Raw genomic sequence first — 13,488 nt, 5'->3', positions numbered from 1 at the left:
ACGCGGTACCCGGTGTGATCGCGGTGACCCGTTCCCTTGATCAAGAAGCCATCTGATAACAAATGACCACGCGGGGTTGGCGGGTGGAACCGCCAACCTCTACAGTTCGTCAACAACTCACGGGAACGGTGCCAGGGGAGGCGCCGTCGGAGGGACGTGAGTTACAGGATGACCTGCTCGTGGGGGGCGCGGTCGCACGCTTCGCCTACCCGCCTGCCGGTCGAGACAGGGTAGGAGCTGGGGGTATGGAGTACGGCCACTCGGACTGGCGCGTGCAGGCCGCCTGCCGGGACACGGACCCGGACGGCCTGTTCGTGAGGGGAGCCGAGCAGAACAGGGCCAAGCTGGTGTGCATGGGATGTCCGGTGCGCACGGAATGCCTGGCCGAAGCACTGGACAGCCGCATCGACTTCGGCGTCTGGGGAGGCATGACCGAACGCGAGCGGAGAGCTTTGCTGCGCCGGAGGCCGGAGGTGCCGAGCTGGCGAGACCTGCTCGAATCGGCCAAGCGGGAGTTCCAGCCCGCCCAGCGCGTGTCCTGACCACCACCGCGGCCTGCGAGGAGACTCAGTCGGCCGCGATGCGGTTGCCGACGTCGCGCAGGCCGGGGAGGTCGTGGACGTCGCTGGGCAGCGCGGGCACCCCGGCGACCGCGACGGTCGGGTGCGCCTTGGTGAACCGCGCGATCAGCCGTTGCTCGCGGCGCGACATCTCGACCCGGTCGGCGTGCAGCCGCAGCACCGCGGCTGCCAGCGGCGCGCTGCCCGCCTCGCGCTCCAGCGCCTCGGCGGCGGCGAGCGCGTCGACGGCCGAGAGGTCGGCGAGCACGGGGTGGGTCCGGTTGGCGACGAGCCCTGCCAGCGGCATGGCCTCCGTCGACAGCCGGTCCACGAAGTAGCTGGCCTCCCGCAGCGCGTCGGGCTCGGGTGCGGCGACGACGAGGAACGCCGTGCCCTCCGAGCGCAGCAGTTCGGCGGTCTTGCTCGCCCGTTCGCGGAACCCGCCGAACGTCGAGTCGAAGGCCTGCATGAACGCCGAGGCGTCGGCGAGCAGCTGGCCGCCGAGGATGGTGGACACGGCCTTGGCGAACATGGAGAACCCGGCGCTGACGACCTTGCGCAGGCCCCAGCTACCCGCACGGGCCGGGGTCGTCAGCAGCCGGATCATGCGACCGTCGAGCGCGGCGGAAAGCCGGTTGGGGGCGTCGAGGAAGTCGAGCGCGGAGCGGCTCGGCGGGGTGTCGACGATGATCAGGTCCCACTCGCCGGTGGCGGCGAGCTGCCCGAGCTTCTCCATCGCCATGTACTCCTGCGTTCCGGAGAACGACGTGGAGATGGTCTGGTAGAAGGGGTTCGAGAGCAGTTGCTCCGCGCGCTCGGGGCCCGCGTGCCTGCGCACCATGTCGTCGAAGGTGCGCCGCATGTCGAGCATCATCGCCCACAGCTCGCCCTTCGGCTCGAACCCGGCGACGGTGACCTTGCGGGGATGGTTGCCCAGTTCCCTGAGGCCGAGGGCCTGCGCGAGCCTGCGCGCGGGGTCGATGGTGAGCACGACCGTCTGCCGTCCCCGCTCCGCCGCGCGCAGGGCGAGTGCCGCGGCGGTGGTGGTCTTGCCGACGCCGCCGGAGCCGCAGCACACCACCACCCGGGTGCCGGGGTCGTCGAGCAGCGCGTCGATGTCGAGCCGGTCGGTCACAGGCGTACTCCCTGCTCCACCAGTGCGTCGGCCAGTTCGTAGAGCCCCGCCACGTCGACGCCGCCGGTGACGTCTCCCAGGCGAAGCGTCGGCAGGTCCGCCTCGTCGAGTTGCTCGGCGGAGCGCCGCTCGGACTCGATGCCGATGGCGTGTTCGACGGTCTCGGCCACCAGGGCGTCGATCGTGGTGTCGGGCAGGTCGAGCCCCGCGGAGGTCAGTCCGGCCCGCACCCGGGCGGCGTCGACGCGGCCGTCGGCGGCGGGGGTCAGCGATCGGGCGGGCAGCCGGGGTGGGCGCACCCGGTTCACCAGCACGGCGCCGGGACGCAGGTCGGCGCCGTCGAGCTCCGCCACGGCATCCAGCGTCTCGCGCACCGGCATCTCCTCCAGCAGGGTCACCAGGTGGACGGCCGTGTCGCCCGAGTGCAGCAGCCGCACCACGCCCTCGGCCTGACCCCGGATGGGGCCGGTCTTGGCGACGTCGGTGAGCGCCTTGGTGACGTCGAGGAACTTCACGACCCGGCCGGTGGGCGGCGCGTCGACCACCACGGCGTCGTAGAAGTGCCTGCCGTCGGTGTCGGTGCGGCCGACGCACTCCTTGATCTTGCCGGTCAGCAGCACGTCCCGCAGGCCGGGGGCGAGGGTGGTGGCGAACTCGATGGCGCCCATCCGGCGCAGCGTGCGGCCGGCGAACCCGAGGTTGTAGAACATCTCGAAGTACTCCAGCAGCGCGGCCTCGACGTCGACGTGCAGGGCACGCACCTCGCCGCCGCCCGGAGCGGACGCGATGCGCTGCTCGGCGTACGGCAGCGGCTCGGTGTCGAAGACCTGCGCGAAGCCCTGCCGTCCCTCGACCTCGACGAGCAGGACCCGGCGCCCGCCACGGGCGAGCGCGAGGCCGAGGGACGCCGCGAGCGTCGTCTTCCCTGTTCCGCCTTTCCCGGTGACGAAGTGCAGCCGGGTCCGCGCGAGCGGGTCGGTCCAGCCAGACGGGGTGGTCACACGATGAAGCGTATCCGCAAAGCGGTGGGGTCAGCTCAGCTCGCCATTGCGAGGACGCTCACGATGACCGTGACGGACCCCGCCAGCACCCACGCGGCCACGGGCGGCAACGCCACGAGAGTGAGCACACCGGCCACGAGCAGGGCGGTCACGCCCACCAGCCCGGTCACCGCGACGCTACTCGCGCGGCCGGTCCGCTCCCGTGCCTTGGCCATGACGAGCAGCACTCCGATCAGCCCCGGCACGGCCATCAGGCCCGTCGCGAGGATGCGCCATGTCTCCACGTCACCAGACCGTAGTGGTTAGGGTGTCTCACCATGAGTGCCTCGAAGTGGGAATACGCCACGGTGCCCCTGCTGATCCACGCCACCAAGCAGATTCTCGACCAATGGGGCGAGGACGGCTGGGAGCTGGTGACGGTGTTGCCGAACCCCAGCGGTGAACAGCACGTCGCCTACCTCAAGCGGCCGAAGGACTGAGGGGGACGGCCATGCGCTGGAGCGAGAGGCTCACCGAACTCGGCATCGCACTGCCCGCCGTCGCGGCCCCGGTCGCGGCCTACGTCCCCGCGGTGCGCACCGGATCGCACGTCTACACGTCGGGACAGCTGCCGTTCGTCGCCGGTGAGCTGGCCGCGACGGGCAAGGTCGGGGCCGAGGTCAGCCCCGAGGAGGCCCAGCAGCACGCCCGCACCGCCACGCTGAACGGGTTGGCCGCGATCCACGACCTCGTGGGGATCGACTCGGTCGTGCGGGTGGTGAAGGTCGTCGGTTATGTCGCGTCGAGCGAGGGGTTCGGCGGGCAGCCCGCCGTGATCAACGGTGCCTCGGAGCTGCTGGGCGAGGTGTTCGGCGACGCGGGTGCGCACGCGAGGGCGGCGGTGGGAGTCGCCGAGTTGCCGCTGGGCGCGCCGGTGGAGGTCGAGTTGATCGTGGAGGTCGCGTGATGGATCCGGACATCGAGGATTCCGGTCACGAACTGCTGCTGCGGCTGGCAGGCCGGTTGCCCGACCGGTTGCTGTGGCGGTTCCGCGACTGGCTCGGTGAGGGCTCGATGGGCACGCTGGCCCGGACGCTGCCCAAGACTTTGCTCAAGCACAGGATCGATTTGGACCAATCGGAGTATCGCCTGCTGGTCGCGGGTCTCATCCCGCACGGCGCTGACTGGCACGAAGTCAGTTCCACACTGGGGGTAGACGCTTCGGCGGAGAACCGGTACACATTCACGACGGGAGCACCCGATTGGGTGAACACCGTCGATTCGGTGTCCGTGGTGGTTCACGCAACGTTGCGGGGACGCCCGGACGTGGGAGAGGTCCGGGAGAGCTGGCGGCATGACCGGGGGACCGCTGAGGAGGAGGCCAAGCGGGTTCTGCTGGTCACCGCCACGTCGGGCCTGCCTCGGCTCACCGGGGAACTGCAGCGGGTCCTCCGCGTCCTCGGCGACGAGGCACCCAGTGTCGAGGTCCTGCCGACGCAGGTCGAACTCCCCGCCTACCATCAGGCAGCGCTCGCGAACTCCCGGTTCGTGTGCGTGGGTGCCGTGGATGCCGGTCACCACAGGCTTGTACCCGCATAACGCCCGCCGGCCGGTGGGCTGGAGGGAGATCGGGGATGGTGGACGTTCACGAGGGCCTGCCCAAGGACGGCTTCGCTGTGCCGCTGCGGCTGCACAACGTCCTGCTGGCGCTGGCGGGCCGGCTCGACGACAGCGCTCTGTCTGAGGCCCGTGAGCTGGTCGCCCGGTCACACCTGGACGACGCCGCCGAGCTGGCCGCCGGTGCGCTGATCGCGGGCCGCATCATGGTCCGGCCCAGCGAGCAGCGCGAACTCGCGCTGGTGCTGGAGATGAGCCGGTCGGACGCGGCACTGGCCGAGTCGCTCACCGTCGGGGACTCGGTTCCCGGGTACACCCACCGGTTCAGCAGGGACAACGAGCCCGAGGCCGGCGTGGCCGAGGCGCTGGACCGCACGCTCCAGGTGCTGCCCGACGTCCGGTCGGTCCACGCGGTGTGGCGCAACACCCCGGCCGGCAGCGTGCCCGGCCCGCTGCCGCAGCGGGTGGTGCTGATCGAGATCGGGCCGGAGGCGCACCCGCCCGCCGTCGCGTTCCGGGTGGACGACGCGCTGCGCCGTGGTGGCATCCGCGCGGTCGTCGAGGTCACCGGGCCGAGCGCCGAGCGTTCCGACTACCACGAGGCCGCGCTGGCCACGGCGGCCCCGGTGTGGCTCGCGTCGGGAACCTCCGGCGGCGACCAGGGTGGCAAGCCCCGGCCGAGGCAACGCAAGATCACGGCGGGGGCCGCCCGCGCGCGGGCCGATTCGTTGGACGCGCGGGAGAGCGGGTCCGTGGAGATCCCCCCGGCGCGGGAGGAGAGCCCTGGGTCGTTCGCCCCTGCGGAGTCCGGCACGGTGGCCGAGGCGGTGGCCGAGGCGGTGCCCGAGCCGCCCGCGCCCGCCGAGCCGCCCGCGCCCGTCGAGACCGGGAACAACGGCCACGGGGCAGGCGGGGTCGACGCGCAGTCGTTCTCCGCCGACGAGCTGGCCGAGCTGGAGAACCGGGTGGCCGAGACCACCGAGATGAGCGCGGCGGAGGTCGCCCAGCTTCGTGCGGCCATCGCCGAGGACCCCGAGCGGGGCAGGGCGATGGCCGGGCTCAGCGCGAACATGGCCGACCTGCCCGCACTCGATCTCGACGACCCCCAGCTGTCCGAGCGCGACCGCCAGCTGCTGCGGGAACTGCACGCCGAACTGGCCGAGCGGGAACGGGCGGAGGCGGCCAGGACGAACGGTGCGGAGCGGCGCTGGGGCGACGGTACCTCCGGCGAGTAGCCGGTATCGTGCGATCGTGAGCGACCCTTCGAAACCTCCCGGCCAGGGCCCGGCGACCTTCGTCGTCCCCGGGCGCTCGGTGTCCCGGCCGTCCTCGCCGTCCTCGCCGTCCGGATCGCCGCCGAGCGAGCCCGCGGTGGCGCGGGACTCGGCGACCGTGGTGCTGGTGCGGGACACCCACGACGACCACCGGCCAGCCGGTGTCGAGGTGTTCCTCCAGCGGCGGGTGCGGAGCATGGCGTTCGCGGCGGGGATGACCGTCTTCCCCGGTGGCGGCGTGGACCGCAGGGACGCCGACGCCTCCGTCGGCTGGGCGGGGCCGCCGCCGTCGCGGTGGGCTGAATGGTTCTCGTGCTCCGAACCGCTGGCCAGAGCGCTGGTGTGCGCGGTGGTGCGGGAGGCGTTCGAGGAGTCCGGCGTGCTGCTCGCCGGGACGAAGACGCGAGTGGTCGCCGACACCGGCGAGTACGCCGATGCCAGGGCCGCGCTGGTGTCCGGGGAGCTGTCGCTGGCGCGGTTCCTCACCGAGGCCGGGCTGTGTGTCCGCGCCGACCTGCTGCGGCCGTGGGCGAACTGGATCACCCCCGAACAGGAACCCCGCCGCTACGACGCGCGGTTCTTCGTGGCGGCGTTGCCGGAGGGCCAGCAGGCCGACGGCGCGACGACCGAGGCCGAGTCGGCGCGCTGGCAGCGTCCCGGGGACGCGATCGCCGACGCCGAGGCGGGTCGTGCCACGCTCATGCCGCCGACCTGGCACACCCTCGCCGAGATCGGCCGGTTTCCGTCCTCGGCGGAGGTCCTGGCGTGCGAGCGCACGATCCGGCCGATCACGCCGAGGCTGGTCCAAGACGGTGATCGGATCGTGGTGGAGCTGTCGTGAGCCATCCCGCCTACGGAACGCTGCGCCCCGTGTCCCCCGTGGCGTCGGTGCTGCTGCAACGCAATCCCTCGACGATGACGCTGGAGGGCACCAACACGTGGGTGCTGTCGGCACCCGGCGCGCGGGGGCGGATCGTGGTGGACCCCGGCCACGCGCTCGACGACCACCTGAGCCTGCTGGCGGAGTTCGGCGACGTGGAGCTCGTCGTGCTCACCCACCACCACCCGGACCACGCGGAGGCCGCACCGCTGCTCGCTGAGCGCGCCGGGGTTCCGGTCCGCGCGCTCGACCCCGCGCTGTGTCAGGGAGCCGATCCGATCGAGGACGGCGAGGAGTTGCGCGCGGCGGGCCTGGGCCTGCACGTCACCCACACGCCGGGGCACACCGCCGATTCGGTGGTGCTGCGCCTGTCCCACGGCGACCGGGACTACGTCCTGACCGGCGACACGGTGCTCGGCAGGGGAACGACCGTGGTCTCGGACCTCGGGAGCTATCTCGACTCGCTGCGGGTGCTGAGCGCGCTGCCGCCCGCCGTTCTGGGGTTGCCGGGGCACGGTCCCGAACTGCCCGACGTGGCGCGCGCGGCCCAGGACTACCTTCGCCACCGGGAAGGCAGGCTCGACCAGGTGCGCGAGGCGCTGCGCAGGCTGGGCGACGACGCCACGGCACGGCAGGTGGTGGAGCTGGTCTACGCCGACGTCGACCGAGCCCTGTGGGTGCCTGCCGAACAGAGCGTGCGGGCCCAGCTGGAGTACCTGCGCGCGCGGGGCTGACGGCCTCACACCGGGGCGTGGGCGCTCGGGGCAGGGGCCGGGGCGCGGACCGTTGCCCGGCGCAGCCACACGAGGCAGGCCACCCCCAGCGCGCAGGCCGCCGCCGCGAGGAAGGCCACCGGTGGTCCCCCGCGCTCGACCAGGTAACCACTGACCGACTGCCCGAACGCGATACCGAGGGTGATGGCGGTGAGGACCCACCCGAACGCCTCCGCCGCCGTTCCCTTCGGCGCCACGACCTCGATGGTCACGGAGTGCGCAGTGGACTGCGGCGTGATGAGCGCCCCGGCGGCGAGCATGGCCACGGCGAGCCCCCACAGCGTCGACGGCCAGGCCAGCAACGCGGCCGAGGCGCCGAACAGGGCGAGCAGCACCGGCAGGCGCAGACCGAGGGGCCGGGGCCAGGGCCGCAGGCTGTAGGCGATGCCGAACGCCACGGAGCTGACCGACCACACCGAGAGCAGCACACCGCCCAGCGCCGTGTTGCCCGCGAGGGTGGCGGCCGCGGGGACGGCGACCTCGACGAAGCCGATGACCGTACCGAAGCCCAGCGCGGCGAGGGCGAGCGTGCGCATGCCGGGACTCGCGAACGCGCCGAGCAGGCGGACTCGCCCACCCGGTGACGGCGGCCAGGCCCGGACCGCGGGGCTCAGCGCGAACAGCACCGCGCCCGTCACCATGCAGAGGGCGCCGAGCACCATGCCGGTGCCGGGCCACGGCGCCGCGATGAGCGCACCCGCGAGCCCGGGACCGAGAATGAAGAACACCTCCATGCTGATCGCCTCGTACGAGTACGCGGCGGTCAGTGCGGGTCCTGGCGGGAGCAGCCTGCCCCACAGCGCACGCGAGGCCGACCCGCACATGGGCTCGAACACGCCGATACCGAAGGCGAGGGCCACGAGCGCGGGCACCGGGGCATCCGCCTCGATGGCGGTGATCAGCGCCGCCATGGTCGTGGCGAACAGGCCCACGGCGATGAGCAGGGGGCGGGTGGGGCCGAAGCGGTCGATGAGCCTGCCCTGCACGACCGAGCCCATCGCCACACCGACGAGCGTGGCGGCCGACACGAATCCGGCGACGGTGTAGCTGCCCGTGCGGTGCTGCACGTACAGCAGACCGGAAATGCCGATCATGGCGATGGGGAGTCTCGCCAGCAACGAGGCGATCAGCGGTCGCCGGGCCTCCCGGGTGGCGAGCGCGATCCGGTAATCGCCGAGGGTGGTCCAGCCGGAGTCAGAGTGGGACACGCGTACCAGTATGCCGATGACCCTGGGGTGGTACGCAAGTACCAGTTTTGAACCGGTCAGAGCGAGCGGATTGACTCGAAAGAGGTGTAAAGCCCGGCTGAATGGGTACTCGGTATCAGATCGGTAACGGTCACTCGAGTGGCGGCATCATTCCGGGGCCTGAGGCGTCTTTGAGGGTGAACGGACTTGAACTGCGCGGGTGGGGCCATGCGACCCTAGTGCGACGGACGCCACGCGCGGAGTATGAAAGTCAGACGTTCCGGACGCAACGGGTGACGTTGCTCCACAACTCCAAACTCCCTCCGGGTTTCGGGTCGGGGCCTACAACCGGAGGGCGGGGAGCGCGGCCTGTCGGGGGACGGTCCGCGCAACAACGGACAAGGGGCCGGATCAGTGCCACGTCGGGGGTGGCGCCCGGCCCCTTGTTCGTGTCTTCCGTCGATATCGACGCTTCGGTGCGGGGGCTGAAGACCCGTCGTCCGGGTGTACCCCGACGAGTCACCGTGCCCGGCGGGCCAGCCGCTCGGGGTCCAGGATCAACACGCTCTTGCCCTCGAGGCGCAGCCAGCCCCGGTGTGCGAAGTCGGCCAGTGCCTTGTTGACGGTCTCGCGGGACGCGCCGACGTACTGGGCGATCTCCTCCTGGGTCAGGTCGTGGGTGACCCGCAGCAGGCCGGCCTCCTGGCTCCCGAAGCGCTGTGCGAGCTGCAGCAACGCCCTCGCGACGCGGCCGGGAACGTCGGTGAAGATCAGTTCGGCGACCATGTTGTTGGTCCGGCGCAGCCTGCGCGCGACCACGCGCAGTAGTTGCTCCGCGATCTCCGGGCGCGTCGAGATCCACTGCCGCAACGCGGGCCGGTCCATGGTGACCGAGCTCACCTCGGTGACCGTGGTGGCCGTCGACGTGCGAGGACCGGGATCGAAGATCGACAGCTCACCGAACATGTCCGACGGGCCCATGATCTGGAACAGGTTCTCGCGGCCGTCGGCCGACTTGCGGCCGATCTTCACCTTGCCCGACTTGATGATGTAGAGCTTGTCCCCCGGCTCGCCCTCGTTGAAGATCACGTGGCCACGGGGAAATTCCACAGTCTCCAGGGTCTGCGCGAGCGCCTCGGCCGCCGCTGGTTCCACACCCTGGAAGATGCCCGCGCGGGCCAGGGTCTCGTCCACCTCGTGCCTCCTTTGGGTAGCGGCAGCGGGCTCCGCGCGCGGAGCAGCGTGCCGCCGATCACTACATGCAGTGTAGGGCTTGCCCTCGAGATCGCTCCCCGCTCGGGCCGCGCAGGCAACCTACTACTGGCGAGTACGAACCCGGTGAACTCACCGCGTTCGTCCGAATACACCCTGTTGAGAGGCTCGGCGGAGGATCTCGTCCGACCGAACAGCCTAACCCCGGAGGCCGCGTTGCCTACCCTTGGCCGCCCTTCCGGCGAGCCGCCGCAGACGGAACAGTTCCAGCGCGCGGCCGATGCCGTGCCCGTAGAGGGCCCTGACCTCGTCCGGCCGGGCCTGCTCCAGGAACTCCTCGACGTCCTCGCCGCGCACGGACACGTGACGCAGCCGGTGCTCGACCCGCTCCATGCCGAGCGCGAACAGCATCACCACGACCGGAACCGCGATCACGAACCAGACGGTCATATCACTCCTGATCTAGGCCTTCGCTACGGCTCGATCGCCACGCCGTGGACGGCGGCGACCCGATGCCGGCGACGGAGGTGGCTTTCCCATCCGACGGCGCACGTAGGCTAGCGGGGTGTCCTCCACCGCCCGGCACACCCCCCGCAAGGGGCGTGCAGTCGCCGAACAGAGCCGGTTGTCGTTGGTCAGACGCGCGCGGCGTATGAAGCGTTGCCTGGACGAGGCGTATCCAAACGCTCACTGCGAACTCGACTTCACGACCCCGCTGGAGTTGCTGGTCGCGGTGATCCTGTCCGCGCAGTGCACGGACGAGCGCGTCAACGAGGTCACGCCCGCGTTGTTCGCGCGCTACCCGCGCGCCGAGGACTACGCCGGTGCCGACCGCACCGAGCTGGAGGCCCACATCCGGCCGACCGGCTTTTTTCGCAACAAGGCGTCGTCGCTGCTCAACCTCGGGGCCGCGCTCGTCGAACGCCACGACGGCGAGGTACCGGGCACGCTCGACGCCCTCGTCCGGCTGCCCGGCGTGGGGCGCAAGACCGCGAACGTCGTGCTCGGCGAGGCGTTCGCGGTACCCGGCATCACCGTGGACACCCACTTCGGCAGGTTGGTGCGGCGCTGGGGCTGGACCGAGTCCGACGACCCGGTGAAGGTCGAGCAGGAGGTCGGGTCGCTGTTCCCGCGCAGGGACTGGACCATGCTGTCGCACCGGGTGATCTTCCACGGTCGCCGCGTGTGCCACTCGCGCAAGCCCGCGTGCGGCGCGTGCCCGCTGGCCAGGGACTGTCCCTCCTACGGGGCGGGGCCCACCGAGTTCGACGCGGCGGCCAAGCTGGTCAAGGGACCCGAGCGAGAACATCTGTTGGAGCTGGTGGCGACGTCGTGACCAGGGCGACGAAGTGGGCACTCGCCGCGGGCGCGCTCGCGCTCGCACTGCTCGTCGCACTGCTGCCCCGCACGCAGGACACCCCGCAGGACTCCGGTGCCGATCTGGCGCAGGCCAGGGAGCGCGCGGGGCTGGCGGCCTGCCGTCCCGGCGGCGGGGCACCGACATCCGCCCCGTCTGCCGTGGCCGGCGCGGATATCGCGGACGGGGTGGAGACCTACTGCCTCGGTGACGGTACGACGCCCGAGCTGGGCGCCGTCCTCGGCGAGGGGCCGACGCTGGTCAACGTCTGGGCCACCTGGTGCGAGCCGTGCCGGGACGAGCTGCCGTTGCTGGACCGGTACGCGGCGGAGCCCGGGGCGGTCAGGGTCGTGACCGTGCAGGTGCAGAGCTCGCCCGCCGACGGGTTGCGGCTGCTGGCCGACCTCGGTGTGGGCCTGCCCACCGTGCATGACGGCGAGGGCGGGCGTGGCCCGGTGCGGGAGGCGCTGCGCGTGCCCTCGGCGCTGCCCGCCTCCTACCTCGTGAGCGGAGGACAGGCGCGGCTGGTCACCGAGCCCCGGTTGTTCACGTCGCTCGACGAGGTCCGGACCGCGGTGGAGGACGGGCGATGACGGGGCCGCTCGTGCCGGTCGAGGCCGTGCCGGACTGGCTGCGACCGCTGGTGGACGCCAGCCGCGTCGCCGCACCGGAGCGGTTCAGCCGCGTCACTGCCCCGCCGTTCGACGGCGCGCGTAAGGCCGCGGTGCTGATGCTGTTCGGCGACGGCTCCGGCGAAGGCGACGGCTCCGGGGACCGCGTGGGCCCTGACGTCCTGCTGCTGCGGCGGGCCGACACCCTCGGTTCCCACGCCGGGCAGGTCGGCTTTCCCGGCGGCGGTGCCGAAGACGGCGAGGCGGCCGTGGAGACGGCCCTGCGCGAGGCGGAGGAGGAGACCGGCGTCGCGCCGGAGGGTGTGCGTCCCGTCGCCATCTTTCCCGAGCTGTACGTGCCCGTGTCCCGGTTCGCCGTCACACCCGTGCTCGCCCACTGGCACCGGCCCTCACCCGTGCGGCCGGTGGACCCCGCCGAGACCGCCGCTGTCGCCAGAGTGCCGATCGCCGAACTCGCCGACCCGGCGAACCGGTTCCAGGTCGCGCTGCCCGGCGCGGGCTGGCGCGGCCCCGCCTTCACCGTGCGGGGACTGTTCGTGTGGGGCTTCACGGCGGGGCTCGTGTCGGCGCTGCTCGAACTGGGTGGCTGGGACGCGGAGTGGGACCGCACGGACGTGCGAGCGCTTGACGTAGCGTTGGCCGAGCACGAGGCGCGCACGGCAGCTCGGCGGACGTGACGAGGGAGAGACGGTGAACTGGGTCGATCTGCTGGTCATCCTGCTGGCCCTGCTCGCGGCCGTGTCCGGCGCGCGGCAGGGTCTCGTCGTCGCGTTACCCGCCTTCCTCGGCGTGATCGGCGGCGCGGTGCTCGGGATCCAGCTCGCGCCGCTCGTGGTCGACGCGTTCGACCAGCCCGCGGCCAGGGTGGCTCTCGCCGTCGGCACGGTGATCCTGCTCGTCGCGCTCGGCGAGATGCTCGGGGTGTTCCTCGGCCACCGGCTCAAACGCCGCATCTCCTCGCCGAAACTGTCCGGTGTGGACAACGCGCTCGGCGCGGTCGTGCAGGGTGCCGTGGTCTTCGTCGTGGCGTGGCTCATCGCGCTCCCGCTGACCAGCGTGGCCGCACTGCCCGGCCTCACGCGGGCGATCAACGACTCCACCGTGCTCGGCGGGGTCAACGACGTCATGCCCGACGCCGCGCAGGGACTGCCCGGTGATCTGCGCACGCTGCTCGACGAGTCCGGTTTCCCGGCCATCCTCGCCCCGTTCCAGGACGCACCCGTCCGCGAGATCAACGCGCCCGATCCCGCGCTGCAGAACAGCGCGGTGGTGCAGGGAGTGCGCCCCAGCGTGCTCAAGGTGCGGGGCACCGCGCCGAGTTGCTCGCGGTCGCTGGAGGGCACCGGATTCGTCGTCGACAGCGAGCGCGTCATGACCAACGCGCACGTCGTGGCGGGCACCGATCGGGTGCTGGTGGAGACCACCGAGGGCAGGCTGGCCGCCGACGTGGTGCACTACGACCCCGCCACGGACCTGGCCGTGCTCGCCGTGCCGGGGCTCGACGCGCCACCACTCCCGCTGGCCGAGGACCCCGCCGAGGCGGGTGACGACACCATCGCGCTCGGCTACCCGCTCGACGGGCCCTACACCGCCACCCCCACGCGGATCCGGGAGCGGATCGAGCTGCGTGGTCCGGACATCTACGACGCCGCCACCGTGCAGCGCGACGTCTACACCGTCCGGGGGCAGGTCCGCAGCGGAAACTCGGGCGGCCCGCTGGTGGACCCTGAGGGCCGCGTGGTCGGTGTGGTGTTCGGCGCCTCGGTGGAGGACGAGGACACGGGCTTCGTGCTGACCGGCGACGAGGTGCGCGACGAGATCGAGCGAGCCCGGTCCTTCACCGGTGAGACCGCGACCGGCCAATGTACGGCGTGACGGCGC

17 protein-coding genes are annotated in these 13,488 nt (G+C 72.0%); 11 read left to right on the top strand and 6 right to left on the bottom strand.

Annotated elements, in window-relative coordinates:
* The first annotated feature begins 245 nt into the window (after positions 1 to 245).
* The gene (locus FFT09_RS06215) at positions 246 to 542 is read left to right on the top strand and encodes a WhiB family transcriptional regulator (RefSeq protein WP_024875461.1); all 297 of its coding nucleotides are present in this window, start codon (positions 246 to 248) and stop codon (positions 540 to 542) included.
* A 25-nt stretch (positions 543 to 567) separates the two neighbouring features.
* On the opposite strand, the gene bagB is transcribed toward FFT09_RS06215, so the two are convergent.
* Genes bagB through FFT09_RS06200 form a run of 3 tightly spaced genes read right to left on the bottom strand, consistent with a single transcriptional unit; the run spans position 568 to position 2,980 of the window.
* Entirely contained in the window at positions 568 to 1,695 is a 1,128-nt protein-coding gene (bagB, locus tag FFT09_RS06210; RefSeq protein ID WP_081191878.1) for an ATPase BagB, read from the bottom strand.
* Entirely contained in the window at positions 1,692 to 2,696 is a 1,005-nt protein-coding gene (gene bagA / locus FFT09_RS06205) for an ATPase BagA (RefSeq protein ID WP_081191876.1), read from the bottom strand. Before bagA ends, bagB begins: the two co-directional genes overlap by 4 nt.
* Before the next feature lie 35 nt (positions 2,697 to 2,731).
* Entirely contained in the window at positions 2,732 to 2,980 is a 249-nt protein-coding gene (locus FFT09_RS06200) for a hypothetical protein (protein WP_081191874.1), read from the bottom strand.
* A 33-nt stretch (positions 2,981 to 3,013) separates the two neighbouring features.
* Here FFT09_RS06200 and sp36 point away from each other — a divergent pair, with 33 nt between their 5' ends.
* Genes sp36 through FFT09_RS06170 form a run of 6 tightly spaced genes read left to right on the top strand, consistent with a single transcriptional unit; the run spans position 3,014 to position 7,180 of the window.
* On the top strand, positions 3,014 to 3,175 hold the full coding sequence (gene sp36 / locus FFT09_RS06195) for a Sp36 family protein (protein WP_138382115.1): 162 nt from the start codon (positions 3,014 to 3,016) through the stop codon (positions 3,173 to 3,175).
* A gap of 11 nt (positions 3,176 to 3,186) precedes the next feature.
* Positions 3,187 to 3,642, top strand: coding sequence for a RidA family protein (locus tag FFT09_RS06190; RefSeq protein ID WP_024875457.1), 456 nt, complete (start codon positions 3,187 to 3,189; stop codon positions 3,640 to 3,642).
* Complete coding sequence (locus FFT09_RS06185; RefSeq protein ID WP_081191872.1) at positions 3,642 to 4,274, top strand: hypothetical protein; 633 nt, start codon at positions 3,642 to 3,644, stop codon at positions 4,272 to 4,274. Before FFT09_RS06190 ends, FFT09_RS06185 begins: the two co-directional genes overlap by 1 nt.
* A gap of 35 nt (positions 4,275 to 4,309) precedes the next feature.
* The gene (locus tag FFT09_RS06180; protein ID WP_138382114.1) at positions 4,310 to 5,527 is read left to right on the top strand and encodes a hypothetical protein; all 1,218 of its coding nucleotides are present in this window, start codon (positions 4,310 to 4,312) and stop codon (positions 5,525 to 5,527) included.
* 16 nt (positions 5,528 to 5,543) lie between these two features.
* Positions 5,544 to 6,407, top strand: a complete 864-nt coding sequence (locus FFT09_RS06175; RefSeq protein WP_425273045.1) for an NUDIX hydrolase — start codon at positions 5,544 to 5,546, stop codon at positions 6,405 to 6,407.
* Positions 6,404 to 7,180, top strand: a complete 777-nt coding sequence (locus FFT09_RS06170; RefSeq protein WP_208544372.1) for an MBL fold metallo-hydrolase — start codon at positions 6,404 to 6,406, stop codon at positions 7,178 to 7,180. Before FFT09_RS06175 ends, FFT09_RS06170 begins: the two co-directional genes overlap by 4 nt.
* A gap of 5 nt (positions 7,181 to 7,185) precedes the next feature.
* On the opposite strand, the gene FFT09_RS06165 is transcribed toward FFT09_RS06170, so the two are convergent.
* The 3 genes from FFT09_RS06165 to FFT09_RS06155 form a co-directional block, all read right to left on the bottom strand.
* The gene (locus FFT09_RS06165) at positions 7,186 to 8,427 is read right to left on the bottom strand and encodes an MFS transporter (RefSeq protein ID WP_138382113.1); all 1,242 of its coding nucleotides are present in this window, start codon (positions 8,425 to 8,427) and stop codon (positions 7,186 to 7,188) included.
* A gap of 498 nt (positions 8,428 to 8,925) precedes the next feature.
* Positions 8,926 to 9,600 carry a Crp/Fnr family transcriptional regulator gene (locus FFT09_RS06160; RefSeq protein ID WP_019812557.1) on the bottom strand — a complete coding sequence of 225 codons (675 nt, stop codon included), beginning with the start codon at positions 9,598 to 9,600 and terminating at the stop codon, positions 8,926 to 8,928.
* A gap of 216 nt (positions 9,601 to 9,816) precedes the next feature.
* Positions 9,817 to 10,068 carry a hypothetical protein gene (locus FFT09_RS06155; protein ID WP_024875451.1) on the bottom strand — a complete coding sequence of 84 codons (252 nt, stop codon included), beginning with the start codon at positions 10,066 to 10,068 and terminating at the stop codon, positions 9,817 to 9,819.
* Positions 10,069 to 10,183: 115 nt separating this feature from the next.
* Here FFT09_RS06155 and nth point away from each other — a divergent pair, with 115 nt between their 5' ends.
* The 4 genes from nth to FFT09_RS06135 are packed head-to-tail and all read left to right on the top strand — an operon-like array spanning position 10,184 to position 13,482.
* Positions 10,184 to 10,954: an endonuclease III gene (gene nth / locus FFT09_RS06150; protein WP_208544371.1), complete on the top strand. Its 771-nt coding sequence runs from the start codon at positions 10,184 to 10,186 to the stop codon at positions 10,952 to 10,954.
* The gene (locus tag FFT09_RS06145; RefSeq protein WP_138382111.1) at positions 10,951 to 11,568 is read left to right on the top strand and encodes a TlpA family protein disulfide reductase; all 618 of its coding nucleotides are present in this window, start codon (positions 10,951 to 10,953) and stop codon (positions 11,566 to 11,568) included. Before nth ends, FFT09_RS06145 begins: the two co-directional genes overlap by 4 nt.
* A complete protein-coding gene (locus tag FFT09_RS06140) occupies positions 11,565 to 12,284 on the top strand; it encodes an NUDIX hydrolase (RefSeq protein ID WP_081191867.1) in 720 nt (239 codons plus the stop codon). The genes FFT09_RS06145 and FFT09_RS06140 overlap by 4 nt, the downstream gene beginning before the upstream one ends.
* A 13-nt stretch (positions 12,285 to 12,297) precedes the next feature.
* A complete protein-coding gene (locus FFT09_RS06135) occupies positions 12,298 to 13,482 on the top strand; it encodes a MarP family serine protease (RefSeq protein WP_024875447.1) in 1,185 nt (394 codons plus the stop codon).
* Positions 13,483 to 13,488: the final 6 nt, after the last annotated feature.

The organism is Saccharomonospora piscinae, from assembly GCF_005862235.1.
Taxonomy (GTDB): domain Bacteria; phylum Actinomycetota; class Actinomycetes; order Mycobacteriales; family Pseudonocardiaceae; genus Saccharomonospora; species Saccharomonospora piscinae.
The sequence above is the reverse complement of the archived record's forward strand: the minus strand, read 5'-3'. Positions and strand labels throughout refer to the sequence as shown.

Excerpts from the sequence above, each read along its gene's own strand:
- FFT09_RS06215 (WP_024875461.1), top strand. The coding sequence starts at position 246 with ATGGAGTACGGCCACTCGGACTGGCGCGTGCAGGCCGCCTGCCGGGAC.
- sp36 (WP_138382115.1), top strand. The coding sequence starts at position 3,014 with ATGAGTGCCTCGAAGTGGGAATACGCCACGGTGCCCCTGCTGATCCAC.
- FFT09_RS06190 (WP_024875457.1), top strand. The coding sequence starts at position 3,187 with ATGCGCTGGAGCGAGAGGCTCACCGAACTCGGCATCGCACTGCCCGCC.
- FFT09_RS06185 (WP_081191872.1), top strand. The coding sequence starts at position 3,642 with ATGGATCCGGACATCGAGGATTCCGGTCACGAACTGCTGCTGCGGCTG.
- FFT09_RS06180 (WP_138382114.1), top strand. The coding sequence starts at position 4,310 with ATGGTGGACGTTCACGAGGGCCTGCCCAAGGACGGCTTCGCTGTGCCG.
- FFT09_RS06155 (WP_024875451.1), bottom strand. The coding sequence starts at position 10,068 with ATGACCGTCTGGTTCGTGATCGCGGTTCCGGTCGTGGTGATGCTGTTC.
- FFT09_RS06140 (WP_081191867.1), top strand. The coding sequence starts at position 11,565 with ATGACGGGGCCGCTCGTGCCGGTCGAGGCCGTGCCGGACTGGCTGCGA.